Annotated in this window: 23 protein-coding genes, 1 tRNA gene, 1 other RNA gene, 1 pseudogene and 1 riboswitch; of the genes and pseudogenes, 11 read left to right on the top strand and 15 right to left on the bottom strand. The window is 68.4% G+C overall.

Annotated elements, in window-relative coordinates; translation table 11 throughout:
- Positions 1–103, top strand: a pseudogene (locus FGL98_RS10155) (IS5/IS1182 family transposase); the annotation flags it as partial.
- A gap of 217 nt (positions 104–320) precedes the next feature.
- Here FGL98_RS10155 and rnpB read toward each other — a convergent pair.
- Positions 321–698: RNase P RNA component class A (rnpB, locus tag FGL98_RS10160), an RNA gene on the bottom strand.
- A gap of 35 nt (positions 699–733) precedes the next feature.
- Positions 734–2,173 carry an RNB domain-containing ribonuclease gene (locus FGL98_RS10165; protein WP_146316658.1) on the bottom strand — a complete coding sequence of 480 codons (1,440 nt, stop codon included), beginning with the start codon at positions 2,171–2,173 and terminating at the stop codon, positions 734–736.
- A 66-nt stretch (positions 2,174–2,239) separates the two neighbouring features.
- On the opposite strand from FGL98_RS10165, the gene FGL98_RS10170 reads away from it, so the two are divergent.
- Complete coding sequence (locus FGL98_RS10170; RefSeq protein WP_146316659.1) at positions 2,240–2,986, top strand: YaaA family protein; 747 nt, start codon at positions 2,240–2,242, stop codon at positions 2,984–2,986.
- Complete coding sequence (locus FGL98_RS10175) at positions 2,983–4,068, top strand: SLC13 family permease (protein WP_146316660.1); 1,086 nt, start codon at positions 2,983–2,985, stop codon at positions 4,066–4,068. The genes FGL98_RS10170 and FGL98_RS10175 overlap by 4 nt, the downstream gene beginning before the upstream one ends.
- 12 nt (positions 4,069–4,080) lie before the next feature.
- On the opposite strand, the gene FGL98_RS10180 is transcribed toward FGL98_RS10175, so the two are convergent.
- A complete protein-coding gene (locus FGL98_RS10180; RefSeq protein ID WP_146316661.1) occupies positions 4,081–5,049 on the bottom strand; it encodes a 3-oxoacyl-ACP synthase III family protein in 969 nt (322 codons plus the stop codon).
- 32 nt (positions 5,050–5,081) lie between these two features.
- Here FGL98_RS10180 and FGL98_RS10185 point away from each other — a divergent pair, with 32 nt between their 5' ends.
- Positions 5,082–6,083 (top strand): NADPH:quinone oxidoreductase family protein, encoded by a 1,002-nt coding sequence (locus tag FGL98_RS10185; RefSeq protein ID WP_146316662.1) that lies wholly within the window; start codon positions 5,082–5,084, stop codon positions 6,081–6,083.
- A gap of 5 nt (positions 6,084–6,088) precedes the next feature.
- Here the strand turns inward: FGL98_RS10185 and FGL98_RS10190 are convergent, their stop codons facing one another.
- From FGL98_RS10190 to FGL98_RS10245, 12 genes are all read right to left on the bottom strand, one after another.
- A complete protein-coding gene (locus FGL98_RS10190; RefSeq protein WP_146316663.1) occupies positions 6,089–7,828 on the bottom strand; it encodes an AMP-binding protein in 1,740 nt (579 codons plus the stop codon).
- 34 nt (positions 7,829–7,862) lie between these two features.
- Entirely contained in the window at positions 7,863–8,690 is an 828-nt protein-coding gene (gene thiD, locus FGL98_RS10195; protein WP_146316664.1) for a bifunctional hydroxymethylpyrimidine kinase/phosphomethylpyrimidine kinase, read from the bottom strand.
- Positions 8,687–9,328 carry a thiamine phosphate synthase gene (gene thiE / locus FGL98_RS10200; RefSeq protein WP_146316665.1) on the bottom strand — a complete coding sequence of 214 codons (642 nt, stop codon included), beginning with the start codon at positions 9,326–9,328 and terminating at the stop codon, positions 8,687–8,689. The genes thiD and thiE overlap by 4 nt, the downstream gene beginning before the upstream one ends.
- Positions 9,325–10,116 (bottom strand): hydroxyethylthiazole kinase, encoded by a 792-nt coding sequence (thiM, locus tag FGL98_RS10205; RefSeq protein ID WP_146316666.1) that lies wholly within the window; start codon positions 10,114–10,116, stop codon positions 9,325–9,327. The genes thiE and thiM overlap by 4 nt, the downstream gene beginning before the upstream one ends.
- Positions 10,113–11,477: a purine-cytosine permease family protein gene (locus FGL98_RS10210; protein WP_222432108.1), complete on the bottom strand. Its 1,365-nt coding sequence runs from the start codon at positions 11,475–11,477 to the stop codon at positions 10,113–10,115. Before FGL98_RS10210 ends, thiM begins: the two co-directional genes overlap by 4 nt.
- A riboswitch (TPP riboswitch) is annotated at positions 11,470–11,580 on the bottom strand. It overlaps the preceding gene by 8 nt.
- Positions 11,581–11,584: 4 nt before the next feature.
- Positions 11,585–12,769 (bottom strand): O-succinylhomoserine sulfhydrylase, encoded by a 1,185-nt coding sequence (locus tag FGL98_RS10215; protein WP_146316667.1) that lies wholly within the window; start codon positions 12,767–12,769, stop codon positions 11,585–11,587.
- A gap of 13 nt (positions 12,770–12,782) precedes the next feature.
- Entirely contained in the window at positions 12,783–13,946 is a 1,164-nt protein-coding gene (locus FGL98_RS10220; protein WP_146316668.1) for a bifunctional RNase H/acid phosphatase, read from the bottom strand.
- Between the two features lie 3 nt (positions 13,947–13,949).
- Positions 13,950–14,690: a zinc ribbon domain-containing protein gene (locus FGL98_RS10225; RefSeq protein WP_146316669.1), complete on the bottom strand. Its 741-nt coding sequence runs from the start codon at positions 14,688–14,690 to the stop codon at positions 13,950–13,952.
- Positions 14,687–15,550, bottom strand: coding sequence for a Nif3-like dinuclear metal center hexameric protein (locus tag FGL98_RS10230; RefSeq protein ID WP_146316670.1), 864 nt, complete (start codon positions 15,548–15,550; stop codon positions 14,687–14,689). Before FGL98_RS10230 ends, FGL98_RS10225 begins: the two co-directional genes overlap by 4 nt.
- 1 nt (position 15,551) lies before the next feature.
- A tRNA-Val gene (locus FGL98_RS10235) sits at positions 15,552–15,624 on the bottom strand.
- Positions 15,625–15,779: 155 nt separating this feature from the next.
- Entirely contained in the window at positions 15,780–16,253 is a 474-nt protein-coding gene (locus FGL98_RS10240; protein ID WP_186526098.1) for a peroxiredoxin, read from the bottom strand.
- A 73-nt stretch (positions 16,254–16,326) separates the two neighbouring features.
- Positions 16,327–16,749 (bottom strand): DUF3052 domain-containing protein, encoded by a 423-nt coding sequence (locus tag FGL98_RS10245; RefSeq protein WP_146316672.1) that lies wholly within the window; start codon positions 16,747–16,749, stop codon positions 16,327–16,329.
- A 190-nt stretch (positions 16,750–16,939) separates the two neighbouring features.
- On the opposite strand from FGL98_RS10245, the gene aceE reads away from it, so the two are divergent.
- From aceE to FGL98_RS10280, 7 genes are all read left to right on the top strand, one after another.
- Positions 16,940–19,705: a pyruvate dehydrogenase (acetyl-transferring), homodimeric type gene (gene aceE / locus FGL98_RS10250; protein ID WP_146316673.1), complete on the top strand. Its 2,766-nt coding sequence runs from the start codon at positions 16,940–16,942 to the stop codon at positions 19,703–19,705.
- A 145-nt stretch (positions 19,706–19,850) separates the two neighbouring features.
- Entirely contained in the window at positions 19,851–20,990 is a 1,140-nt protein-coding gene (locus FGL98_RS10255; protein WP_281289169.1) for a PucR family transcriptional regulator, read from the top strand.
- 81 nt (positions 20,991–21,071) lie between these two features.
- Positions 21,072–22,247: an acyltransferase domain-containing protein gene (locus FGL98_RS10260; protein ID WP_146316674.1), complete on the top strand. Its 1,176-nt coding sequence runs from the start codon at positions 21,072–21,074 to the stop codon at positions 22,245–22,247.
- Between the two features lies 1 nt (position 22,248).
- A complete protein-coding gene (locus FGL98_RS10265) occupies positions 22,249–23,298 on the top strand; it encodes a beta-ketoacyl-ACP synthase III (protein WP_146316675.1) in 1,050 nt (349 codons plus the stop codon).
- 144 nt (positions 23,299–23,442) lie between these two features.
- On the top strand, positions 23,443–23,691 hold the full coding sequence (locus FGL98_RS10270) for an acyl carrier protein (RefSeq protein WP_146316676.1): 249 nt from the start codon (positions 23,443–23,445) through the stop codon (positions 23,689–23,691).
- A gap of 72 nt (positions 23,692–23,763) precedes the next feature.
- Positions 23,764–25,008: a beta-ketoacyl-ACP synthase II gene (gene fabF, locus FGL98_RS10275; protein WP_146316677.1), complete on the top strand. Its 1,245-nt coding sequence runs from the start codon at positions 23,764–23,766 to the stop codon at positions 25,006–25,008.
- A gap of 80 nt (positions 25,009–25,088) precedes the next feature.
- Positions 25,089–26,414 carry an acyl-CoA carboxylase subunit beta gene (locus tag FGL98_RS10280; protein WP_246136487.1) on the top strand — a complete coding sequence of 442 codons (1,326 nt, stop codon included), beginning with the start codon at positions 25,089–25,091 and terminating at the stop codon, positions 26,412–26,414.
- Positions 26,415–26,442: the final 28 nt, after the last annotated feature.

A 26,442-nucleotide genomic window follows, 5' to 3' on the forward strand; every position in this document is an offset into this window, starting at 1 on the left:
CTCTCTGATCGCCTTGGCCAACGCCATCATCATCACCCGGCGCCTGATCCGGACCGCCTGGACCACCCACCGCTGGGACACTCGACCAACCCGCCGACCATGACCTATCCGCGGAACCTCTAACAGCGATCGTGGGGGCGCGGCGGCCGGGAGGCGGTGCCTGGAAGGCTCAGCCTGCCCTCGCCGGGATACACACTCAGGTCGACGCATCATCATGCAGCCGCGAACGGCGCTCCTATCGAACCATCAGTGACGTCAGAGTCCATCGACAAGTGCCGGTGACCTTCACCGACCTAGCCAATGTCGATTGGAAGGTCGAGTGGATGAGCTGGCCGATACGCCGGGTTCTGTCCGGCGCCGCTGTTGCCGGCGACGCCGTGGCGACCATCCATCTACGACGACTGTTGCCAGCCGCCTCCAGCGGTCTACCCGCATGCTCGAGCGGACCGCCCTCGAACGCATGCTGTCTGACCTTGCTCCAGGTGGGGTTTACCTAGCCGCCCCAGTCACCTGGGGCGCTGGTGGTCTCTTACACCACCGTTTCACCCTTACCAGCCGTCGGAGACGTCTGGCGGTCTGTTTTCTGTGGCACTGTCCCGCGGGTCGCCCCGGGTGGTCGTTAGCCACCACCTTGTCCTGTGGAGCCCGGACGTTCCTCGGCGAGAGTCACCCCTCGACGCGGCCGCCTGGCCAGCTCATCCACCACAGCAGCGTAGTGCACCGCGGCACTCGGTCACGCCAGCTCGAAGATCACCCTGCGCCCTTCGACATCGCAGGACACCAGCCGCGCGCGCACCCGCTCGCCGAGCTGCGCAACCCCCTCGCACTCGGCCGTCACCGCAAGGTCCACCAGCTGCACAACCAGCCCGCCCTTCTCCCGCCTGTCCACCACGGAGGCGTCAAAGATCTGGCCGACCCGGTGCTGCAGGACGGCGGCCTCCACAGCGTCGGTGCACGCGTGCTCGACCCGTGCCGCACCCTGGTCGGTGCGCTGCATGACCTCCGGTAGCCGCGGCAGCGCCTGACGCACCCAGACCGGTATCTCGGCGTCACGGCATACCGCCTCACAGATCGCCAACCCATAACGGTCGACGAGTCGGCGCAGTGGGGCCGTCACATGCGCATACGGTGCTGCGACCGCGGACTGCTCGACCTGCTCGGGCACGTCGCCGTCGAACGGTGTGTAGCCGGCCCCCCGGAACAGTGCGGTGGCCTCGTGGATCAGAGCCAGGTGCTTGGGGTCACCGCGATTCAGGCCCCGGATGAAGTCGCCGTACTCCTGCTCTGCCGGCCACGGCACGCCCAGCGCGGCCGCCTGCCGGTGGAAACGCGCAACGGCCTGATGGTCCGGCGGCGGCATCGTGCGCAGGATGCCGACCTGAGCGTGCAGCATCATCTCCGCGGCGCACATCCCGGTCATCAACGAGATCTGCGCATTCCACTCCTCCGAGGCGACCGGCGGCCGGAACCCCAGCTCGTAGGTGCCGTCACCGTTCTTGTGCACCTCCTGCTCGGGCATCGGCAGGCTGGCACCGCCGCGCTCCTGCTCCAGCCGGATGCGCAGCTCACCGATCTCCCTCAAGAGCACGATGGCCTCGTCGGCCCTGCCCGAGTCGATCGTCTCCTGCACCTGCTCGTAGTCCAGCCGCCGTCGACTTCTCATGGCCGCGCGGTAGACGTCGGCGCCCACATGCTGCCCGTCACGGTCGAGGGCAATGTCCCAGACGAAGGCCGAGCGCACCTGGTCCGGCAGCAGGCTGGCGGCATGATCGCTGAGCACCGCCGGGTGCAGTGGCAGCCGGGTGTCCGGCAGATACACCGTCTGCCCGCGTCGCCAGGTCTCCGCATCAAGTGCCCCGCCGGGCCGGACGTATGCGGGCACGTCCGCGATCGCGTACCGCACCCGATAGCCGCTCCCCTTGCGCTCCAGGCACATCGCCTGATCCAGATCCATCGACCCCGCCGGGTCGATGGTCAAGAACGGCACGCTCGTCTCGTCGCGAGCGGGCAGCCCGACCTCGGCTGCCGCGCGCTCCGCCTCCGCAAGGGCGACGCCCGGGTAGTCGGTCGACAGCTCCATCTCCTTGCGGATGGCTGCGAACGCGTGCTCCAGCGATCCGCCGTCGACCGTGCTGGCATCGGCCGCAGCAGCACGGATCGATCGCTTCAGCATGCAATCACCCTACGCACCCGCGACACCGTCCGACGGGAGTTCCCGCATACGTCGTACTCTCGCCTGGTGCTGATTCTGCTTCCTCCCTCGGAGACCAAGTCCGGCCGCACGCGCGGTCGACGCCTTGACCTGGACTCCCTGCAATGGCCCGAGCTCACGCCGGTGCGGGCCGCCGTGATGACAGCACTCGCCCGGGCCAGCGCCCGCCCGGACGCGGCGAGCACGCTCGGAGTCAGCCCGAACCTGACCGCGGAGATCGCCCGCAACGTCGCGCTCGAGACCGCGCCGGCGGTGCCGGTCAGCCAGCTCTACACCGGTGTTCTCTATGACGCTCTCGGCCTCGCAACTCTCGATGCTGCGGCCAAGCGCCGCGCTGCCCGCTGGATCGTGGTGCAGTCGGCGCTGTTCGGTGCTCTCCACCTTCACGACAAGGTGCCGCCCTACCGCCTGTCCATGGCGGTGAACCTGCCCGGGCTCGGCCCACTTGCCGGCGTCTGGCGGGCACCGCTCGCCTCAGTCATGGCCGCCGAAGCCGGTGACGGTGTGATTGTGGACTGCCGCTCCAGCACGTATGCCGCAGCCTGGACTCCATCGGGCAAGCTCGCCGATCGCTGGGTCCTGGTCAAGGTCCCCGGCGCCACGCACATGGCCAAGCACACCCGCGGCCTGGTGACCCGTCATCTGGCCGAGCACGGGTCCCGCGCGCGCACACCAGCACACCTCGAGGCGGAGGTCTCCGCCGGCTTCCAGACCTCCTTGGCCGCCCCGGTCCGCACCGGCCAACCATGGGTGCTCAACGTGCAGGCACCATGACCAATATCGGGGATCTGGCGGCACGGATCCTTCCCGTGATGCTCTTCCTGGCGAGCATCACGGTGGTGGCCGAGATCTCCCAAGTTGCGGGCGTTTTCGACATCGCAGGGCACTGGGCCGCGCGTCACGCCCATCACCGCACCGTGCTGCTCTGGCTGTTGATCGTGGCGATCTCCTGCCTGGCGACCATCGTCCTCAGCCTCGACACCACGGCGGTGCTCCTAACACCCGTTGTCCTCGCGATCGCCCAGCAGATTCGGGTGTCGCCCCTCCCGTTCGCGTTGACCACGGTATGGCTGGCGAACACGGCCTCGCTGCTCCTGCCGGTGTCCAACCTGACCAACCTGCTCGCCTTGCACCACTTCTCGCAGATCGGTGGCTACCCGACCTATCTTCGCGTTGCGTGGCTGCCGGCGCTGGTCGCCATCGCGGTGACCATCGCCGTCATCGCCGCTCTGCACAGGCGTCAGCTGCGCGGACGATTCACGATCGATTCGCCGGACGAACCGCACGACCGGGTGCTGCTCTGGGTCAGCGGCGGCGTATGCCTTGTCATCGGGCCAGTCTTTCTCACCGGCGTCACACCGGCGATCCCCGCAACCATCGCCGCCGCAATGCTGCTGGTCGTGCTATGGGTTCGCCAGCGGGACGCGGTGCGCGGCATCCAGATCCCCTGGCGGATGATCGTCGCCGTCTGTGTGGTGTTCGTCGTGATCGATGTCCTCGGCCACCACGGTCTGACGCACGGTCTGCAGGATGTTGCGGGCACGGGTGGCGGCTCCCTCGACCTCCTTCGCCTCAGCGCGACCGGCGCCGTCGGCGCGAACCTGGTGAACAACCTGCCCGCCTACCTCGCGATCGAGCCCGCGACAGGGTTTGGCGCAACCCGCCTGATGGCGCTGCTGATCGGCACCAATGCCGGCCCGCTGGTGACCGTATGGGGGTCGATGGCGACGCTGCTGTGGCGGGACCGGTGCCGCCGTGCCGGAGTGAGCGTCCCGCTGGCGCGGTTCACCGCAGAGAGTGCACTGGTCGCGGTCTGCGCGGTCGTCGCCGCGTCACTTGCCCTCGCCGTCGCGTAGGCGGAGCCCGACCTACGCCGGCCGGCCCCAGCGGAGGATGGCGCCGCCCCAGACCATTCCCGCACCGAAGGCCGACAGGAGGACGCGGCTGCCGTCGGGCAGCCGACCGCGAGCCCGGGCCGCGGCCAGAGCGATGGGCAACGAAGCGGCCGAGGTGTTGGCATACTCCTCGATCACGTTGACGACCTTGGCCGGATCCAAGTGAAGTCGCTTGCCGACCGCGTCGATGATGCGCGTGTTTGCCTGGTGGTAGACGAACAGGTCCACGTCCTGCGTCGTCGCGCCGACCTCGTCGAGCACCTCTCGGGTCACGTCGGTCATGCACCGCACCGCATAGCGGAACACGGTGGGGCCATCCATCCGGATCAGCCGCTCGTCACGATCCAGCCGGATCAGCGCGCGGCCATCTCCGTCGGAGTGCAGACACACCGACTCCACCTGCGTCGGGCCGTCGACCCCTGTCAGCACCACGGCGCCGGCCCCGTCGCCGAAGAGCATCGCCGAGCCTCGGTCATCCGGGTCCAGATACCGGCTCAGCATGTCGGCGCCGATCGCGACAACCGTCCGCGCCCGGCCGGCCTCGATCATCGAGGCCCCGAGGGCCAGACAGGACAGGAAGCCGGGGCAGGCCGCACTCACATCGATCGCGCCGGCACCCTTGGTGCCGATGTCGGCCGCCACGAGCGGAGCCGCGTGCGGACTCATCTCCTCGGCGCTGGTCGTCCCGACCAGGACCAGGTCCACCTCGACCGGATCCAGCCCGGCGTCCTCGAGCGCCGACCTCGCCGCACCGGCGGCAAGGTGCTCAAGGCGCTCCCCCGGCGACGCGACGTGTCGCACCTTGGTGCCCGTCCGTCTGCTGATCCACTCCTCGTCGACACCGAGTCGCTCGGCAATTTCGGCGTTGCTGACGACGTGTTGCGGCACTGCCATACCCACGCCGACGAGCGCGGCGCCAAGCGTTCTACCCGATCCAGCCACACCTCGACTCTACTCGCCCGTAGGCTCGTCGCATGGTGAGAACTCCTGGTCATTCGCGCGCCTGGAGAGTGCACCGGCTCGGTGCGCCGGCAGTTGCGCTGCAGCTTGATGACGTCCCGGTCGCCCGCCCAACGAGAGGACAGGCCCGGGTGCAGGTCACGGCGATCGGCCTGAACCATCCCGACCTGCTGCTCTGCTCCGGCCGATACCAGGAGCGGCCCGACCTCCCGTTCTGCCCCGGCTACGAGGCCGCCGGAGTCGTGGTCGACGCGGGCCCAGGCTCGATCTGGCAGGACGGCGATCACGTGATTGTGGTGCCGGAGCTGCCGAACGGCGCCATGCAGGAGTCGCTCACCGTGCCCGACAACCAGCTCTACGGGGTGCCGGCACGACTACCGGCCACGACCGCGGCCACCTTGCACATCGCCTACGCCACCGCCCATGCGGCTCTGCACCGTCGCGCCTCGATCCGGCCCGGCGAGACGCTCCTGGTCGACGGGGCCGCCGGAGGCGTCGGGTCGGCCGCGGTCCAGCTGGGCGTGGCGGCCGGCGCACGGGTGCTCGCCGTCGCGACCGGCGAAGCAAAGGCGCGCGCCTGCGAGCAGGCCGGTGCGGAGGCGATCGACCTGTCGCTGACCGATGACCTGGTCACCACGGTGCGTGACCTGACCGACGGTCACGGCGCCGACATCGTGCTGGATGTCGTCGGTGGTGACCTCTTCGACCGAGCGCGCCGCTGTATCGCGTTCGAGGGGCGGGTGGTCACCGTGGGATTCACCAGTGGCACGGTGCCCCAGGCGCCCGTCAACCATGTGCTGCTCCGCAACTACTCACTGGTCGGGCTGCACCTGGCCGCCTACCGGCGGGCGAATCCCACTGTGCTGCGCGAGATCCACGCCGAACTGGTACGGCTGGCCGAGGACGGGCGGATTGCACCGACCATCCACGCGTCGCTGCCTTTCGACGAGGCACCGGCCGGCCTGGACCTCCTCGCGCGGCGTGAGGTCGTCGGCCGGGTCGTGCTGCGCTGCTGAGCCGGCTACAGGCCGAGCTGCCGAGCTGCCCGCTCGGCCAGCTTGAACTTCTGCACCTTTCCGGACGCCGTCAGGGGCAGCTGGTCGGCCGTCGTGAAGAGGACGTAAACGGGCACCTTGAACCGGGCGAGCTCGGATCTGCAGTAGTCGATCAGCTCTTCGGCGGTCGGCTTCGCGTCCTCGTTCGGGACGACCCAGGCACAGCCGACCTCCCCCATACGCTCGTCCGGCACGCCGACCACGTGGGCCTGTGCGACGTCCGGGCGCCGGTCCAGCCGAGCCTCGATCTCCGCGGGCATCACCATCTCGGCGCCGCGCTTGTAGAGGTCCTTGCTCCGGCCGGTCAGCTCCAGATACCCGTCCACACGCACCCGCCCGAGGTCTCCCGACCGCAACCACCCGCCGGGCAGCATGACCTCGGCGGTCTCCTGTGCCTTGCCGTAGTAGCCGGGCGCGACGATCGGGCCGCGGGCGGCCAGCTCGCCCTCCTCCCCCGGCTGCAGGTCGCGTCCGGACAGGTCGACCGCCTTGTATTCGGCCAGGCGACCGCCGAGCTCGGGATCACCGGCCGAACCACCCAGCTTCGGCCGCCCCACCGTGTCCACCAGGTTGTCGAGCGTGTCACCGGGCATCGTGAACGTCGTCGCCGCGGAGGTCTCGGTCATGCCGTACGCCGTCACGAGCTGCTCGAGATCCAGCAGCTCCGACAACTCCTTCCACACCCGTGCGGGTGCGGACTGAGCCGCCGACATGACCGAGTGAAGCGAGGACAGGTCGTAACTGCCGGCGCGAACGGCATCGATGATCGCCAGGCTCATCATCGGCACGAAGAGCGCCTCGCCCACGTCGTGGCGCTCGATGGCCAGCAGCGACTCCCGGGGGTCGAATGCCGGCTGGAGGACCGCACATCCGCCGACGAACATCGACGCGAGAAGCCCCTCGATGTAGGCGAAGACGTGATGCAGCGGCAAGGCGAACAGGATCCGCCGGCCATCCTCGAAGGCCCGCGTGTAGGCGGAGCCGTAGGCGCTGCGCAGCTCCATGTCGTGGCTCGACAGCACGCCCTTTGCCTGCCCGGTCGTGCCCGACGTGTAAAAGATCGTGGTGGTGTCGCGGGGGTCCATCCGAGCGGCCCGGGCAGCCAACTCGTCGTCGATCGCCGGGTCGGGGTCGCGCTCGATGCAGCCCAGTGTCAACGCAGTCGAACGCGCCGGTCTCGCACTGGCATGGGGCACGGTGACCACCAGGCGCAGCTCGGGCAGGCTTCCGCCTCGCTGCCCGCGCTCCCAGCCGGGCGTGATCCGGTCGAGCGCATCCAGCGCATCGATCCCACGGAACTCCTCCATGGTGATGACCGCGCTCGCCCGCGACTGGGTGAGCACGTAGGCCAGCTCCTCAGCGCGAAGCTGGAAGTTGATGGGCACCGCCACCGCGCCGGTACGAGCGATGGCGAACCTGACGGCCACCGTCTCCACGCTGTTGGGCAGAACCATCGCCACGTGGTCACCGGACTCGATACCTCGACCGACCAGGCCACGGGCGAGCCGCCGACTCCACTCCTGCATCTCGGCATACGTGCACGTGTTCTGGTCATCGATGACGAACGGCCGCTCCGGATGCTCCGCCGCAACGCGGTCCAGCAGCTCGGACAACGTGATCTGTGGCCACGGCCGATGGCGCGCGTCAAGGTCACGCCGCCGCTGATCGACATTCTTCAGCAATGGCACAACAGTCGAACTGCCCATGAATTCTCCTGAAAAAAGGGCGGGTGCACGGATTCTACTCCCGGACCGCGCGGCCGCCAGGGGTGTTCGGCCAGACTGCGTGGAAGTGGTGCACCGGACCGTGTCCGGAACCGATGTGCAGCTGGTCGGCGGCCCGGAGGGCACCGGTCAGGTAGTCCTTGGCCTCGCGCACGGCCTGCTCCCAGGAGGGCCGGACCGGTCGGAGCGCCGCTATCGCGGCGGACAGCGTGCATCCCGTGCCGTGCGTGCTCGTCGTGTGCACCCGGGGTGCGGTCAGCTCATAGGTGCGTCCGTCGGCATACAGCAGGTCGGTGCTCTCCTCACCGGTGAGGTGGCCACCCTTGAGGAGCACGTTGGGTGCCATCGAGTGCAGTTCCCCCAGCTGGGCCGCCATCGCGGTGAGACTGGACGCCGGGCTCACCCCGAGCAGGTCACCCGCCTCCGGCAGGTTGGGGGTGATCAGGTCGCAGAGCGGGATCAACCGTTCGCGCAGTGCGACAACGGCATCCGGCTCCAGCAACCGGTCCCCACTGGAGGCGACCATGACCGGGTCCAGCACGACCGCCCGCGCAGGGCGGCAGGCAAGCACCTCTGCCACCTGCTCGATCACGTCCGCGGTGCCGAGCATGCCGATCTTGATGGCATCGACCTGCACGTCCTCGAGGAGGTTATCCAGCTGCCCGCGCACCTGCCGCCCGGTCAGCTGGTGCACTGCAGCGACCCCACGAGTGTTTTGACTGACGACCGCGGTGACGACGACGGTGCCGAACGCACCGAGCGCCGAGAAGGTCTTCAGGTCCGCGCTGATACCGGCGCCGCCACTCGGATCGGTGCCCGCGATGGTCAGGACTGTCGGAATCATGCGGGTCCCTCCACGGACGCCCGTAGCTCGGCCGCCGCCCGCTGTGGGTCGTCTGCGGCGCAGATCGCAGAGACCACGGCAACTCCCCCGACACCGGTCGCCAGCACGTGCCGCACGTCTACCTGCTTGATGCCGCCGATGGCGACGGTCGGGAGGCTGGTCGTCGCAACGACGTCCGCGATCCCGGACGCCCCGAGGGGAGCCGCAGCGTTCGGCTTGGTCGGTGTGGCGCGAAACGGCCCGATCCCCAGGTAGTCCACCGAGCCCTCCGGCAGGTCGGCTACCGCGCGCGCCTCCTGCGGCGTCGACACGGAGTGTCCGATCACCAGGTCGGGACCGACGAGCCGTCGGACCGTCCGAGGGTCCATGTCCGACTGCCCCACGTGCACACCATCGGCTCCGACAGCCAGCGCGACATCGAGCCGGTCGTCGATGATCAGTGGGACCCCGGTCCCGGCCAGCACTTCCCGGAGCGACTCTGCCAGCCGGCACAACGCTCGGGTGGATTCCGCGTGGTCGCGCAGCTGCACGACGGTGACGCCACCCGCGACTGCCGCCCGCACCGTGTCGGACACTCCCCGGGCACCACACAGTGCGGTGTCGGTCACAAGATAGACCCGCAGGTCGATCGGGTTCACAGCCGCAGCTCCTTCTCGATGTCGGACGGTTCGAGCAGCGACAGGGCATCGATCAGGTGCACCGCGAAGCTGCCCGGTCCGGCGGACGTTGACGCGGCGTGCTCGGCTGCGATTGTCATGATCGCCGTGCCGGCAACGGCCGCCGTCAACGGCGACTCGACCACTGCCGCGCAGGCCGCGACGACGGCGCCGAGCGCGCATCCGACGCCGGTGACCCGCGTCATCACCGGGTCTCCGTTGTGGACGCGCACCCGCTGCGTGCCGTCGGTCACGTAGTCGATCGGACCACTGACCGCGACCGCCCCAACGGGCCTGGACACGAGCGACTCGGCCGCGGGCGCGGCGGCCTCGGGGCCATCGGAGCTGTCCACTCCACGGCCGGCCCCGGCTCCACCGGCGAGGCTGATCACCTCCGATGCATTCCCCCGAATGATGTGTGGACCGGCCTCCAGGAGCTCCTTGGCCAGGCCGGTGCGGTAGTCCAGACCACCGACCGCCACCGGGTCGAGCACCCAGGGTGTGCCGGCGTCGTGCGCCGACCCCGCCGCGGCCCGCATTGCCTCCGCCCGCTCGCTCGTCAGAGTGCCCAGGTTCACCAGCAAGCCATCGGCGATCGCAGCGAACTGCGCTGACTCACGGGTGTTCTCGACCATGGCGGGCGAGGCATCCAGCGCCAGCAGCACGTTTGCGGTGAATCCGGCGACGACAATGTTCGTCATGCAGTGCACCAGCGGCCCGCGCTGTCGCACTCTGGCAAGCACCTCGGCGATCTCGTGGGTGTCAGTCATGCTCGTCTCCCTAGTGCTCGTGCGGCGAGGTGCACCGCGGCGGTTGCGACTGCCGCGACGATGAACGAGCACACCGAGGCACTCATCCACTCCTGCGGCACGAAGCCCACCGCATCGTCGAGGTGCACCCACAGCGACGACCAGCGGTCGACTTCGCCGGGTGAGGTCATCTGGTAGGCGACGAAACCGACTACCCACGGCAAGAGCATCAACGGTCGATGCCTGGCCTGCTCGGTCAGGTCCCAGGTCCGGCGACCGCCTGCGCCGAAGTAGTCGACGACCATGACGGCCAGGAGCGGGACGAACACTGACCCGATCAGTGTCAGGAATCCCGCGAACCCATAGATGTTGATCGACAGTGCAAGGACCGTGATGAGCACGCCGAGGACTACCGAGATGATCCGCCGATCCCAGCGCGGGCGAATGTTCTGGATCGACATGGTCGCCGAGTAGAGGTCTACGAAGGACTGGTCGACCTCACGCACCGAGATGATGGTGAAGCACAGCGCGCCCAGCGGAACTGCCAGAAACGCGGCGAAGACCTTGTTCGTGTCCCCCGCCACCTGGATCAAGAACGCGAGCCCCAGTCCGTAGCAGCAGATCTGGGTGACGGCATAGCCGGTGAAGGTTCCGATCACGCTGGCTCGCGGGCTCGTCGAGTGCCGCGAGTAGTCCGCGACCACGGGCACCCACGACACGGACACCGCGATGCAGGCGTCGACGCTGATCGCGAAGCCGGACCAGCCGCCGCCGGAGTGATGCGGCAGCCCGTCGGCGAGCAACCGGATACCCAGGTAGATCATCGCAATCACCACGGCGGCCGTGACATAGCGGCGCAGCACCTTGACCCACTTCAGCGGGTAGATCGACAGCGCGATCGACAGCAGGCCAGCGACTACGATCACCGGCCAGCGCGGCACGTCGGTCAGTGTGGTGACGGCCGTGGCGATGATGACGATCTCGAAGACGCCCCAGCCGATCAGCTGCACGATGTTGAGGCCGGTCGGCAGGTAGGAAAGGCGTCCGCCGAACAGCCCGCGGAGCAGCACCATCGCCGGCTGGCCGGTGCGGGCTCCCGGCAGGCCGGCGACGGCGATGGCGGCGGTGCCGATGATGGTGCCCACGACAATCGCCAGCATGGCCTGAGGTATGCCGAGCTGGGCCGTGCCGGGCCCGTGCGGCTGGAGCACCACGATCGCCCCGGCGAACCCCATCAGGCTGATCCCGAGATTGGCCCATAGGCCGATCTGATCGCGGACCGTCAGGGTCCGGGGAGCCTCCTCGTCCAGGGTGCGAGGCACCTCGGCCGTCGGTTGCCAAAGCTTCTCGTCACTGCTCCGCGTGCTGAGCGACATGCCCATGCTTCGTCCTTCCTACGCCGGCATTACCCGGACCAGGTTCAAGCGGTCGGCAGCACCTGCTGCCCTCTCAGCCCGGCATCTCCGAGCTCCCGCGTCAGCGACCTACCCTAACAACGCCGCAATGCCTGCTCGACGTCGTGCACCAGGTCGGCGACATCTTCCAGCCCGATGGACAGTCGCAGCGTGCCGTCGGTGATGCCGACGGCCCGGCGGGCGTCCTCACTCATCCGGTGGTGGGTCGTGGTCGAAGGGTGGGTGATCATCGACTTGGCATCGCCGAGGTTATTGGAGATGTCGACGATCTCCAGGGCGTTCATCATCGCGAAGGCCGCATCCTTGCCACCGTCGATGTCGAACGTCACCACCGTGCCTCCCCCGCTCATCTGGCGTCGAGCCAGCTCGTGCTGTGGGTGCGACGCGAGGAAGGGGTAGCGCACCTGCCGAACCCCGGTGTGACCCTCGAGGAACTGCGCCATCTGAAGAGCGGAGCGGCCCTGCTGCTCCACGCGCAGGCGCAGGGTCTCCAGGCCCTTCACCAGCACCCAGGCGTTGAATGCCGACATCGACGGGCCGGTCTGACGAACCAGGGTGCGCACCGGGCCGTTGATGTAGTCCTCCGGCCCGAGAATCGCACCGCCGAGCACCCGCCCCTGGCCGTCGATGTGTTTGGTGGCGGAGTAGACAACGATGTCAGCGCCATGCTGCAGCGGCTTGGAAAAGACGGGCGTGCCGAAAACATTGTCCACCAGGACTTTCGCGCCCGCACTGTGGGCGAGGTCGCATACCGCTTGCATGTCGACGAGCTCCTGCATCGGATTGCTCGGAGTCTCGAAGAAGACGGCTGCTGCCGGCTCGGCGAGGGCCGCCCGCCACTGGTCGAGATCGGGACCGTCGACGAACTCGGTCTGGATTCCCCACCGGGGCAGGATCTCGTCGAGGATCGCGAAACAGGCACCGAAGAGACCACGGGACGCGACGACGCGGTCACCGCTGGACAGGATCGCCGCGAGCGAGGTGAAGACCGCGCTCATCCCGGATGCTGTCGCAAAACAGGCCTCCGTGCCCTCGAGCAGCCGGAGCCGTTCCTCGAAGGCCGAAACCGTCGGGTTGCCATATCGACTGTAGATGAACCGGTCGCTGTCACCGGCGAATGCGGCCTCGGCGTCCTCCGCCCGGTCATACACGAAACCCGATGTCAGGAACAGGCCCTCAGCGGTCTCCTCGAAGCTGCTGCGGACCAGTCCACCGCGTACCCCGATCGTGTCGGCACCCCATGCATTGCGCTCTGTCATAACGCCAAAGATCTCACACGTGGCTGCGCAGGTGCGTGGTGTCGTTGAGGAACGAGATGCTCGCGTGCTGGTCCTGCCACATCTTGATCCCGCTGACCGATGCCGGATCGGCCTCGAGCATCCACGAGCGGTCCATCGAGATGCCGAGCAGGCCGGACAGCACCACCATGATCGGCTTGCGATGGGTCACCACGACGACGGTCCCGCCGGGTCCCGCCAGATCGACCGCCCGCCGGAATGCCTGCTCGACCCGGACCGCGAGGTCGCGATGGGACTCCCCGCCATCGACTGCATACGTCTCGTCGCTGCGCAGGCGAGCGAGACCGTCGGGAGAGTCGCTGTGAATCTGCTTGAAGGTCAGCCCGTCCCACGCGCCGAAGGACTGTTCATCCCATCCTTCGTCAACCTGCGTGTTGAGGCCGAGAGCGGCCGCGATCGCCGCACCGGTCTGCCCGGCGCGCGCCAACGATGAGGTCACCACCACGGCTCGACCGGTCACCCGCTTGGCGAGCGCCTCCGCGACCTGCTCGGCCTGAGCCTTGCCCTCTGGGTTGAGGGAAGGATCAGCGCCGCCCCGCCCGTCCAGACGACTCTGGACGGTGAAGTCGGTGACACCATGCCGCACCAGCAGGACCCGCGCGGGTGCTCCGATGTCCGCCGAGGCGACCTCGGGCTCCCGGGCGGTCGCGCTGCCGGCGACCGGACCGGCGGCGCCGTCTGACGGCAACGCGTCCTGCCACAGGTCGTGCTCGACGGTCCGGCCGTCCATCCCGTCGTTGGACAGCCTGTCGGCGTCCTTGTTCTCCGCACGGGGAATCCAGGTCCAGGTCACCGATCCACCGGCGTCGATCAGGCCGCGGATGATCTCCTGCGCCTCACCCGCGAGGACGCGCATGTCGGGATGCTTGATCTTCCACCGGCCGGCCATCTGCTCGATGACGAGCTTGGAGTCCATCCGCACCGCAACGTCGGCGGCCGGGTCGATCCGCACCGCCGCGCGCAGACCCGCTATGAGACCGCGGTACTCGGCGACGTTATTGCTCTGCTTTCCAAGCGGTTCGGCCCGCTCGGCAAGGAGCGCACCGGTGCCGGCGTCACGCACCAACGCGCCGTAACCGGCAACCCCGGGGTTGCCTCGAGAGCCGCCGTCGGCCTCGACAACCAGGGATCGGCCCACGGCTCAGAGACCGGAGTCGGCGGCGCGGATGAGGATGCGTCGGCACTCCTCGCACCGCAGCACCTCATCGTCGTCCGCAGCCCGGATGCGGGCCAGGTCGGACTGGTTGAGCTCCAGTCCGCATCCGCCACAACGTCGTCCCTGCAGGGGCGCCGCTCCGAGCCCGCCCTGCCGCTCGCGCACCTTCTCGTAGAGCTCGAGCAGGTCCGCCCCGACCCCGGGGGCCACATTTGCGCGCTCCTGCAGAATCTCCTCGCGTTCCTTCTCGAGATCCTGCAGCTCGCTGTCCCGCTGTGCGGTCAGCTCCTCGATCCGCACCGTCAGGTCGCGAAGCACCTGGTCGCTCTGCTCCATACCGGCGCGCAATGACTCGGCACGCTCCATGACCTCCAGCTCCACGTCCTCCAGCTCCGACTGACGCCGTGCGAGAGTCTCCAGCTCGTGCTGCAGGCCCTGCAACTCCTTAGCGCTGCCCCGGCCCGCGTCCAGGCGGCTCTGATCCCGGTCGGCCCGGTCGCGCACCAGCTGCACATCGGCATCGGCCTTGCGGATCTCGCGCTCGACATCGCCCACAGCGGTCTGCGCGAGCACACACTCCTCTTCACGCACCGAGCGCTGGGAGGACGCCTTCTCCAGCTCGGCAAGCACCGGCAGGGTCCGCGTCCGGTGCGCAACCTGCGCCAGGCGACTGTCGAGCTTCTGCAGGTCGAGCAGTCGCCACTGTCGCCTAATGTCAGCCTTCACGAGGGCTCGCTTTCCGCTTCGGGGTGCTGGCCGACCAGGAAATCCCAGGGGTCGGTACGCAGCGAACTGATGTAGGTGTCCACGCTAACGCCTCGAACGCCCAGTCCCGCCACCATCCGCTCCGCGGCCAGCGCAAGCCACAGCGACTCGGTGGCGAAGTGCCCCGCGTCGACCAGGTATGGCGTGTCACCGGACGCCTCTTCCCGCGCCTCGAGCGCGGGGTGGTGTCGCAGGTCGGCGGTCACATAGACGTCGGCCTGCGCCGCTCGGACCGCGTCGAACCGATCGTCCCCCGCGCCGCCCATCACCGCCACCCGCTGGACTGTGGCGTCCGGGGGGCCGGCGACCCGCAGTCCCACGGGGGTCCGTGGCAGGGCGCGCGCGAGTCCCTCGGCGAAGGTGCGCAGCGTCAGGGGTTCGGGCAGATCCCCGACTCGCCCGATCGGTTGGCCGTCCTCCTCACCGAGTGCCGCACAGCCGGGTGGCAGACCGGCGGCCTCCGCGAGCGCGTCGTTGACTCCGGGCTGCGCGACGTCGGCGTTCGTGTGTGCGCAGTAAAGCGCAAGGTCGGCCACGACCAAGGTGGTGACCGCGCGTCCCTTGGCCGTGGAGGTCGCCACCGAGCTGACGCCGCGCAGCAGCAGCGGGTGATGGGTGACCAGCAGGTCCGCACCAGCCTCACGAGCCTCCTCGATGACGGCCTGCGTGGGGTCCACCGCAAAATGGACACGGCTGACCGGTTGCTGCGAGTCGCCGGTGACCAGACCGACCCGATCCCAGGACGCGGCGCTCCACGGCGGGTAGAGGCGCTCGAGCACGGCAAGGACCTCGCCGAGCGTCACCGGGTTCAGGTCATTCATGTGGGCCCGGCCGGGCTCGAACCGACGACAACCGCGGTGTAAACGCGGTGCTCTACCAACTGAGCTACAGGCCCCGACGAGCAGCCCCGTCAGTCGACGGACCTGCTCGGCGGCTCATTGTGTCAGGCCTCCTGGTGCTGCGCATGTCTACCCGTCGAGTGGAGCACAAACAGCCCGAGTGGAGTACAAACAACTACTCCACTCGACAACTACTCCACTCGACAGGTAGCTACTCCACTCGGCGGGAGACTTCGTCGCGGATCACGGCGAAGTCTCGGGCCTCGCCCGGCCCGTTCACCAACCGCCAGCGCACCGCGCCGGCACGGTCGACCAAAAAGGTGCCGCGGGCCGCCATCCCGGAGCGGTCGTCAAAGACCCCGTAGGCACGACTCACCCGACCGTGCGGCCAGAAGTCCGACAGCAGCGGAAACCCGAAGCCCTGCGCCTGCGACCACGCGCGCAGGGTGAACATCGGGTCACACGAGACGCACAGCACCTGCACCGAGTCATTCTGGAAGGCGTCCAGGTGCTCGTTGATCTGGGTCAACTCCTCGGTGCAGATCCTCGAGAACGCAAACGGGTAGAAGACCAGCAGCGCCGCTCGGGCGCCGCTGGTCTCACGCAAGGAGGTGTCCTGGCCGAACTGGTCCTTGAGCACCAGGTCGGGCGCCGCATCCCCGACTCGAACCGCAGTCGCGTTCACAGGGATCTTTTCCCCGGGGCCCCCGCGAAGTATCGGAGCGAGCGTGCGAGCGTAGAACTTCGTGGGGATTCTTTCATCGCTGCTTCTGAATGCCGCCCTGGACGAGCTTGGTCGCGATCCAGTCCTTGCCTGCCTTGGTCGACGAGGACGCCTTGAGGCCGGCAGTCTGAGCGGCCTCGGCGATATCGCTGGCATCCACGTGATCCGGATGCCCCGACTTGGGGACCAGGACCAGGATGAAGCCCTTGTCGCCGAGGTTGGTCAACGCATCGACGCAGTCGTCGGTCAGGTCGCCGTCGCCCTCCCGCCACCAGAGCACGACGGCGTCCACGACACCGTCGTAGTCGACGTCCTCGAGACCCGACCCGACGGCCCCCTCGACGTCCTCACGGAGCGCCTCGTCGACGTCGTCGTCCCAGCCGAACTCCTGCACGATCTGGCCGTTCTCAAAACCGAGGCGCTCTGCGAATGTCGCCCCTGCGATGCGGTTCACCATTGACCTTTCCCTCGTCGTCTGCTGTCGGTGGAGATACACATAGGCGACAGTCCACTAGGAACCGGCGCGCTTTGCAACCGAAGAGACAAAAACCACATACCGGACGGTAACCCAGGCCGGGGACGAGAACGCCCCTCAAACGGTGCAAGATGGGAGCCAGACTTGCAGCGCCGCATGAGAGGAGCCACTCGTGGCACGTGAGAACGCCGGACCCATCCTGAATGGCCTACCCAGTCAGTTGCCGGATATCGACCCGGATGAGACCCAGGAGTGGTTGGACTCGCTCGACGGCGTGATCGACGCCGGCGGTCAGGCCCGCGCACGGTACGTCATGCTCAAGCTGCTCGAGCGTGCTCGGCAGCGTCAGATCGGTGTGCCGTCGCTGACCGCGACCGACTACATCAACACCATCGGGCCCGAGGACGAGCCGTGGTTCCCCGGCGACGAGGATCTCGAGCGCAAGTACCGTGCCTGGCTGCGCTGGAACGCCGCAATGATGGTGCACCGCGCGCAGCGTCCGGGCATCGGCGTCGGTGGACACATCTCGACCTACGCCTCGGCCGCCACGTTGTACGAGGTCGGCTTCAACCACTTCTTCCGCGGCAACGACCACCCCGGCGGCGGCGACCAGATCTTCTTCCAGGGGCACGCCTCACCGGGGGTCTACTCGCGGGCATTCCTCGAGGGCAGGCTGGACGAGGATGACCTGAACGGGTTCCGCCAGATGCACTCCCACATCGTGGATGGCACGGAACGCGGCCTGCCGTCGTACCCGCACCCGCACAACATGCCCGACTTCTGGCAGTTCCCGACGGTCTCCATGGGGATCGGCCCGATGAACGCCATCTATCAGGCGCAGTTCAACAAGTATCTGCAGAACCGCGGGCTCAAGGACACCAGTCAGCAGCACGTCTGGGCGTTCCTCGGCGACGGCGAGTTCGGCGAGCCGGAGTCCCGCGGCGCGCTGCAGACAGCCGCAGTGGAGGAGCTGGACAACCTCACCTTCGTCGTCAACTGCAACCTGCAGCAGCTGGACGGACCCGTCCGCGGCAACGGCAAGATCATCCAGGAGCTGGAGTCCTACTTCCGAGGTGCCGGCTGGAACGTCATCAAGGTCGTATGGGGCCGAGGCTGGGACCCGCTGCTCGCGGCGGACCGCGACGGCGCCCTGGTCAACCTGATGAACGAGACCCCGGACGGCGACTACCAGACGTTCCGGGCCAATGACGGCGCCTACGTGCGCGACCATTTCTTCGGTCGCGACCCGCGCACCAAGGCCATGGTCAAGGACTGGTCGGACGAAGACATCTGGTGGAAACTCAAGCGCGGAGGGCACGACTACCGCAAGGTGTACGCCGCGTACAAGGCCGCCACCCACCACCACGGGCAGCCGACGGTCATCCTGGTCAAGACCATCAAGGGCTACAGCCTCGGCAGCCACTTCGCCGGCCGGAACGCCACCCACCAGATGAAGAAGATGACCCTGGATGACCTGAAGGGCTTCCGGGACTCGCTCCGGATCCCGATCAGCGACAAGGTCTTGGAGGACAACCCCAAGCTGCCGCCGTACTACCACCCCGGCAACGACGACCCGGCGATCCAGTACATGCTGGAACGGCGCAAGAAGCTCGGTGGCTCCGTACCAAGCCGCCGCACCAAGAGCTCGACCACGCTCACCCTGCCGGGCGACAAGACCTACGCCATCGCGAAGAAGGGCTCGGGCAAGCAGGAGATCGCCACGACGATGGCCTTCGTACGCATCCTCAAGGAGCTGATGCGCGACAAGGAGTTCGGCAAGCACTTCGTGCCGATGATCCCCGACGAGGCGCGCACGTTCGGGCTCGACTCGTTCTTCCCGTCGGCCAAGATCTACAACCCGCATGGTCAGACCTACACCTCCGTGGACCACGAGCTGATGCTCGCCTACAAGGAGGCCAAGGACGGCCAGATCCTGCACCTGGGGATCAACGAGGCCGGTTGTACGGCCGCGTTCACCGCGGTCGGCACCTCCTACTCGACCCACGACCTGCCGATGATCCCCGTATACATGTTCTACTCGATGTTCGGGTTCCAGCGCACCGGTGACTTCATCTGGGCCGCCGGCGACCAGATGACTCGCGGCTTCCTCGTCGGAGCCACTGCGGGACGCACCACCTTGACCGGTGAGGGTTTGCAGCACGCCGACGGACACAGCATGCTGCTCGCGTCGACCAACCCCGGCGTCGTCTCCTACGACCCCGCCTACGGTTATGAGATCGCGCACATCGTCCGGGACGGGCTGCGCCGTATGTTTGGCGACCGTCCCGAGAACGTCATGTACTACATGGCGGTCTACAACGAGCCGATGGTCCAGCCGCCCGAGCCGGAGAACGTCGACGTCGAAGGGATCCTGCGCGGCATCCACCGCATTGCGCCCGGCAGCACCGAGGGCGTCGGCGACGATGCTCCCCGTGCCCAGCTGCTGGCCTCGGGCGTGGGTGTGCCGTGGGCGCTGGAGGCCCAACAGCTGCTCAAGGACGACTTCGGGGTGGTCACGGACGTCTGGTCGGTGACGTCCTGGAACGAGCTGCGCCGAGATGCCCTGGAGTGCGACAAGCAGGAGTTCCTGCACCCCGAGCAGCCCAGCCGCACGCCGTACATCACGCAGAAGCTGAAGGACGCGCCCGGCCCGGTGCTCGCAACGTCTGACTGGATGCGCGCCGTCCAGGATCAGATCGCGCAGTGGGTCCCCGGCGAATATGTCTCGCTCGGTGCCGACGGCTTCGGTTTCGCCGACACCCGCGCTGCGGCACGGCGCTACTTCCACATCGACGGACCGTCGCTCGCCGTTCGCACCCTCCAGGTGCTGGCTCGGCGCGGAGAGATCGACCCGGAGCTGGCCAAGGCGGCGGCCGACAAGTACCAGCTGCTGGACGTGCGCGCCGGGACGAGCGGCAATGCGGGCGGCGACGCCTGACCGACGCCCTGGGCACAGCACCCGAAGGGGTGCTGGCGAGAAGTAACGCACTAGCGGGACTTGTCGCCAACACCCGATCTGCCGTTGCCCGACGATGACCAAGAACTGCTGGTCACTGTCGGGGTCCGACAAATACGCTGTCCGGGTGACTCCGACCCTCAGCACCCGCGAACGTCTCGAACGACACGCCGGCGCGCTCTCCACTGCGGCAACGCAGCGGATGGAGGAGGCGCACGACTGGTATCGCTCGCTGTCCGCGGAGGATCGCTCCTGGGTAGGCCTGGTCGCCCAGGCGGGCATCGGTGCCTTCATCGCCTGGTATCGCGACCGCAGCACCGCACCGCCGATCACCTCCGACGTCTTCGGGACGGCGCCACGGGAGCTCACCCGATCGATCACGCTGCGTCAGACCCTCGACCTGGTCCGCACGGTGATCGATGTCGTCGAGCACGAGGTTCCCCAGGTGGCCGCACCGGGCCAGGAGCAGCAACTGCGCGAGGCCGTGCTCATCTACTCCCGCGAGGTCGCGTTCTCGGCGGCCGAGGTGTACGCCCAGGCGGCGGAGTCCCGTGGCGCCTGGGACGCCCGGCTCGAGGCACTCGTGATCGACGCGGTGCTCCGTGGCGAGGCCGACGAGGCCCTCCGGTCACGGGTCTCCGCCCTCGGCTGGGACGAGGTGCGCAATGTCATTGTGGTCGCTGGGAAGTCGCCTGCCGGCCCGAGTGCCGAAGTGGTCGATGCGCTGCGTCGCGCCGCTGCGAGGCAAGAGGTCGATGCCCTTGTCTCGGTGCAAGGCCGCCGCCTGGTCGGGGTGCTGGGCAACGTCGACGAACCCATCCAGACGGTCGAACGGCTGCAGGGTCAGTGGGCTGACGGCCCGTTGGTGATCGGACCGTTGGTGCCGCACCTGTATGCCGCGGGGCGCAGTGCCCGGGCCGCGCTCTCCGGGCACACCGCTGCCCCCGCCTGGTCCGAGGCACCGCGCCCGTGCCTGGCCGAGGAGCTGCTCCCGGAGCGCGCGCTCGCGGGTGACGTGCACGCGCGCCGGCTGCTGGTCGACCGCGTCGCCCGTCCCCTACGGTCGGCCGACACGCTGCGCGAAACGGTCCAGACCTACCTGAGCGAACGCAGCCTGGAGGCGACCGCGCGGCTGATGTTCGTGCACCCCAACACCGTGAGGTACCGCCTCGGACGCGTCGCGGCGCTCACGGGCTACGACCTGGGCCACTCTCGGGACGCGTTCTGCGTCCGGCTGGCGCTCGCCTACTCGCACCTGGCAATTTAGAGGTATCCTCCAAAGATCTTTGGCCATTCTTCGTCGGATTCGGTCACGGGATACCTGAGGTACTACCGGGAGGCTGGACACGTGCTCGCAATCGTCTGCCCTGGACAGGGCTCTCAGTCCCCCGGGTTCCTCGCCCCCTGGCTCGAGCTCCCCGGTTTCCAGGACCGGCTCCAGTGGCTGTCGGCGGTCGCCGGCCTGGACCTGGTGACCCACGGCACCACGTCCGACGCGGACACGATCAAGGACACCGCGGTCGCGCAACCGCTGATCGTAGGGGCCGGGCTGCTGTCGCTGCTCGCCCTCTTCGAGCACCCGGCGGACGGATTCCGCCTCGTCGGTGCCGGTGCCGGCCACTCCGTCGGCGAGATCACCGCGGCGGCCGCGGCCGGTGTGATGAGCGCCGAGCAGGCCATGGTCTTCGTGCGAGAGCGTGGCCGGGCGATGGCGCAGGCCAGCGCCAGGCAGCCCACCGGGATGAGTGCCGTCATCGGTGGTGACCAGGCGGAGGTCCTGACCACCCTCGAGAAGCATGGGCTGACCCCCGCCAACATGAACGGTGGCGGACAGGTCGTCGCGGCCGGCACCATGGACCAGCTGGCGCAGCTGCGCGCCGAGCCGCCCGGCAGGGCCCGGGTGATCCCGCTGAAGGTCGCCGGTGCGTTCCACACCGAGCACATGGCCTCCGCCGTCGAGGTCCTGAGCGGCTACGCCCGCGCCATCTCCGTCCACGACACACGGGCGCCGCTGATCAGTAACAAGGACGGCCAGGTCGTGCACGCCGGCGGCGAGGTGCTGCGCCGCCTGGTCGGTCAGGTCGCCAGTCCGGTGCGCTGGGACACGACGATGGAGACCATGGTGTCGATGGGCGTCACCGGCCTGATCGAGATCCCGCCGGCCGGCACCCTGGTCGGCCTCGCAAAACGGGGGATGCCGGGTGTCGAGACGCTCGCCCTCAAGACTCCCGACGACTTGGCCAAAGCCCACGAGATGGTGCATGAGCACGGCTTCCCCGGCGGCGCCATCGATCCGACCTGGCGCCTCGTGGTCGCACCGGGCAAGGGCCTGGTCTCCTTCGAGCGCGCCGAGACCGGCAGCACCGTGGAGCCCGGCGCGGTCGTCGCCACGATTTCGACCCTTCGCGACACCTTCGAGGTCACCGCAACCCATGGCGGCCGTGTCATCGAGTGGCTGGTCGAGGACGGCGACCCCGTGTCGCCCGGACAGCCGCTGCTTCGTCTGCATCCTCAGGAGGTCTGACATGCCCAGTGACTCGACCATTGCCCCCAAGGGCACCGGCCGTCTGTCCGCGACGACGGGCGCGCAGTATGCCCGCATCCATGCAGTGGGCGGGTACCGACCCGAGCGGGTCATCACCAACGACGAGGTCTGCACCTGGATCGATTCGTCGGACCAGTGGATCCGCGAGCGGTCCGGGATCGAGACTCGGCGCTGGGCGGCACCGGACGAGACCGTCATCGACATGGCCGAGAAGGCAGCTCGGGATGTCCTGACCCGCAGCGGCATCCGGCCCGCTCAACTGGGAGCGGTGCTCGTCTCCACGGTCACCCACCCCTACCAGACGCCCGCGGCCGCACCGCTGCTCGCCACCCGGCTGGGCGCGAACGGCGCACCCGCCTTCGACATCTCTGCCGCCTGCGCCGGCTACTGCTACGGCATCTCCCTGGCCTCCGACATGGTCCGGGGCGGCAGCGCCGAGTACGTCCTGGTCGTCGGAGTCGAGAAGCTGTCCGCGTTCACCGACAAGCACGACCGCGGCACGGCGTTCATCTTCGGTGACGGTGCCGGCGCCGCCATTGTCGGCCCGTCCGATCATCCGGCCATCGGACCGACCGTCTGGGGCTCGGACGGCGAGGCCTGGGACACCATCCGGCAGCGCGAGTCGTGGACCCACATCCTCAACGCGTGGGAGGACCGGCAGCAGTCCGGCCAGGACTCCACGATCGGGATGAAGGGCCAGTCGGTCTTCCGCTGGGCGGTCTGGGGCATGGCTCCGGTCGCGCAGCAGGCCCTGGACAAGGCCGGCATCACGGTCGACGATCTGGATGCCTTCATCCCGCACCAGGCGAACATGCGGATCATCGACCAGCTGATCAAACAGCTGGGTATGCCGGCCGACATCCCGGTCGCGCGCGACATCGCACAGACCGGCAATACCTCGGCGGCGTCGATCCCCCTTGCCACCGAGCGCATGTTGCGCGAAGGTGAGGCACCACACGGCGGCCTGGCCCTGCAGATCGGTTTTGGCGCAGGACTGGTGTACGCCGCGCAGGTCATCGAGCTGCCATAGTGCTACCTCACGAAGTTCTCCAGTCGCGGGCTCCTTCCGATACTTCGTGAGGACCCCGACCAAGACACCCGAGGCTCGGCGGGAATCCGAGTCAGCCCAATGAAGATTCGCCCGACCAGGCGACGAAACAAGGAGTTACGCACCATGGCTCAGAGCGAGCAGGAGATCTTGGAGGGCCTCGCCGAGATCGTCAACGAGGAGACCGGCGTCGACGCGAAGGACGTGCAGCCCGAGAAGTCCTTCACCGAGGACCTCGACATCGACTCCCTGTCGATGATGACCATCGTGGTCAACGCCGAGGAGAAGTTCGGCGTGCGGATCCCCGACGACGACGTGAAGAACCTGTCCACTGTCGGCGACGCCGTCAAGTACATCCAGAACGCCCAGGGCTGACCCGATCGGGGCCCGCCACGCGGAGCGAGGCGGGCCCCGACCTCGGGCCACCACGATCGGAGCCTAAAGAACATGAGCACAGACCAGCGCATCGTCGTCACCGGTGTCGGCGCGACGACCCCCCTCGGCGGCACCGCCGCCCAGACCTGGGACGCGCTGCTCGCCGGTGAGTCCGGAGCGCGGCCACTCGAGCAGGACTGGGTGCAGGAGTACGACCTTCCCATCACGTTCGCCGCGAGCATCAAGCAGGACCCCGGCGAGGTCCTCAAGCGCGTGGAGATCCGTCGGATGGATCCCACCAGCCAGTACGCCATCATCGCGGCGCGCGAGGCCTGGGCGGATGCCGGCGAGCCCGGAGTCGAACCGGAGCGCCTGGCGGTCGCCATCGGCACCGGCATCGGCGGCGTGCAGACCCTGCTGGCGCAGTACGACGTGCTGAAGGAGAAGGGACCACGGCGGGTCTACCCCCTGACCGTGCCCATGCTCATGCCCAACACCGCGTCCGGCAATGTCTCCCTCGACCTGGGAGCCCGCGCGGGCGCGCACACGACCGTTTCGGCGTGCGCTTCCGGCGCGGAGTCGATGGGCTATGCCGCGGACATGATTCGGTCCGGGCGAGCCGACGTCGTGGTTGCCGGCGGCACCGAGGCCGCGATTCATCCGCTGCCCATAGCGGGTTTCGCCTCGATGCAGGCGTTGTCCAAGCGCAACGACGACCCGACCGCCGCGTCGCGCCCCTACGACACGGAACGCGATGGCTTCGTCCTCGGCGAGGGCGCGGCAGTGATCGTGCTCGAGTCCTACGAGCACGCGAAGGCTCGCGGCGCGCGGATCTACGCGGAGCTGGCCAGCATCGGCATGTCCTCGGATGCCCACCACATCACGGCCCCGGAGCCGGAGGGTGCCGGTGCCTCTCGCGCGATGCTCGAGGCGGTCACCCGCGCGGGCCTCGAGCCCAAGGACATCAGCCACATCAATGCGCATGCCACCTCCACCCCGGTGGGTGACATCGCCGAGTACAACGCGATCCGTCGGGCCTTCGGCGACGCCACAGAGGACATGGCCGTGACGGCCACCAAGTCCATGACCGGCCACCTGCTCGGCGCCGCCGGCGCACTGGAGAACGTCATCACGATCTTGACCGTTCACCACCGCCTGATACCGGCCACCATCAACCTGGACAACCAGGATCCGGCCATCAAGCTCGACGTGGTGCACGGTGAGCATCGGAAGCTGCCGGGCGGCGACATCGCGGCCCTCAACAACTCGTTCGGCTTCGGCGGACACAACATCGCCCTCGTGGTCAAGAGTGTCTGATGGCGGCAGCGCGGGCTGACGGGGACGAAGACCCTCGCAGTCCCCGCACTCGTCTCGCGGAGTTTCTCGACGCCGGATCGATGAAGCTGATCAGCCCGGAGGACGCGAGCGGCATGCTTGCGGCCACCGGCACGGTGCTCGGGACCGACGTGGTCGTGTTCGCCTCGGACGCCGCCATCCAGGGCGGTGCGATGGGCGTCAAGGGGTGCCAGGTCGTCGTTCACGCGTATGAGCGCGCGCTCGCCGACGGAGTGCCCGTGCTGGGGCTCTGGCACTCCGGTGGCGCCCGTCTGGCCGAGGGCGTGGTGTCGTTGCATGCCGTGGGTGAGGTCTTTGCGATCATGACCCGGGCCTCCGGGGTCATCCCGCAGATCTCGGTCGTGATCGGGCCCGCCGCCGGCGGCGCCGCCTATGGGCCGGCGCTGACGGACATTGTTGTCCTGGGGCCGCACGGCCGCATCTTTGTGACCGGCCCGGACGTGGTGCGATCGGTGACCGGCGAGAACGTCGATGCCCTTCGGCTGGGCGGACCGGAGCCGCACGGCCGGCGCTCTGGCGTCGTGCACGTCGTGACGGAAACCACCCAGGAGGCGTATGAGCGGGGTCGCGCGCTGGCGTCCCTGCTTGCCGACCAGGGTGAGCTCGATGTCTCCACAGTTGCCGACCTCGACCTTGCCGAGACCTTCCCGGAGTCGGCCAAGCGTGCCTACGACGTGCACCCGCTGATCGACAACCTGGTGGACGACCCGCAGGCGTCGATCGAGCTGCACCCCCGCTGGGCGCCGAACATCATCACGACCCTCAGCCGTTTCGGAGGTCGCACGGTCGGCGTGATCGCCAACAACCCGATGCGGCTCGGCGGCTGCCTCGACTCGACATCCGCCGAGAAGGCAGCACGGTTCGTGCGCATGTGCGACTCGTTCGGCGTCCCGCTGATCGTGCTCGTCGACGTGCCCGGCTATCTGCCCGGGGTGGGACAGGAGTGGGACGGTGTCGTGCGTCGCGGCGCGAAGCTGCTGCACGCCTTCGCGGAGGCAACGGTGCCCCGGGTCACCCTGGTCACCCGCAAGACCTATGGCGGCGCCTACATCGCGATGAACTCCCGGTCGCTCGGGGCGACCAAGGTCTTCGCCTGGCCGTCTGCGGAGATTGCGGTCATGGGGCATGTGGCGGCCGTGCGGATCCTGCATCGCCGACGCCTGGCCGAGGTCGACGAGGCCGAGCGGGCACAGGTGGAGGCGGAGCTTGCGGCCGAGCACGCCGTACTGGCCGGTGGTCTACAGCGGGCGGTCGAGATCGGTGTCATCGACGAGGTCGTCGCTCCGACCGCCACGTGTTCGGCCATCGCTCGCGCCATCGCGCAGGCTCCGCAAAAACGCGGCAGTCACGGCAACATCCCCCTTTGAGCGAGGGACGAGCGAACACTTCGTGGGG

It is taken from the genome of Leekyejoonella antrihumi, assembly GCF_007845645.1.
Lineage (GTDB): Bacteria > Actinomycetota > Actinomycetes > Actinomycetales > Dermatophilaceae > Leekyejoonella > Leekyejoonella antrihumi.

Bases quoted from the DNA above. Each gene is read 5' to 3' on its own strand.
- FGL98_RS10165 (WP_146316658.1), bottom strand. From the start codon at position 2,173: ATGCTGAAGCGATCGATCCGTGCTGCTGCGGCCGATGCCAGCACGGTC.
- FGL98_RS10175 (WP_146316660.1), top strand. From the start codon at position 2,983: ATGACCAATATCGGGGATCTGGCGGCACGGATCCTTCCCGTGATGCTC.
- FGL98_RS10185 (WP_146316662.1), top strand. From the start codon at position 5,082: ATGGTGAGAACTCCTGGTCATTCGCGCGCCTGGAGAGTGCACCGGCTC.
- FGL98_RS10190 (WP_146316663.1), bottom strand. From the start codon at position 7,828: ATGGGCAGTTCGACTGTTGTGCCATTGCTGAAGAATGTCGATCAGCGG.
- thiD (WP_146316664.1), bottom strand. From the start codon at position 8,690: ATGATTCCGACAGTCCTGACCATCGCGGGCACCGATCCGAGTGGCGGC.
- thiM (WP_146316666.1), bottom strand. From the start codon at position 10,116: ATGACTGACACCCACGAGATCGCCGAGGTGCTTGCCAGAGTGCGACAG.
- FGL98_RS10210 (WP_222432108.1), bottom strand. From the start codon at position 11,477: ATGGGCATGTCGCTCAGCACGCGGAGCAGTGACGAGAAGCTTTGGCAA.
- FGL98_RS10215 (WP_146316667.1), bottom strand. From the start codon at position 12,769: ATGACAGAGCGCAATGCATGGGGTGCCGACACGATCGGGGTACGCGGT.
- FGL98_RS10230 (WP_146316670.1), bottom strand. From the start codon at position 15,550: ATGAATGACCTGAACCCGGTGACGCTCGGCGAGGTCCTTGCCGTGCTC.
- FGL98_RS10245 (WP_146316672.1), bottom strand. From the start codon at position 16,749: ATGGTGAACCGCATCGCAGGGGCGACATTCGCAGAGCGCCTCGGTTTT.
- FGL98_RS10265 (WP_146316675.1), top strand. From the start codon at position 22,249: ATGCCCAGTGACTCGACCATTGCCCCCAAGGGCACCGGCCGTCTGTCC.
- FGL98_RS10270 (WP_146316676.1), top strand. From the start codon at position 23,443: ATGGCTCAGAGCGAGCAGGAGATCTTGGAGGGCCTCGCCGAGATCGTC.
- fabF (WP_146316677.1), top strand. From the start codon at position 23,764: ATGAGCACAGACCAGCGCATCGTCGTCACCGGTGTCGGCGCGACGACC.
- FGL98_RS10280 (WP_246136487.1), top strand. From the start codon at position 25,089: ATGAAGCTGATCAGCCCGGAGGACGCGAGCGGCATGCTTGCGGCCACC.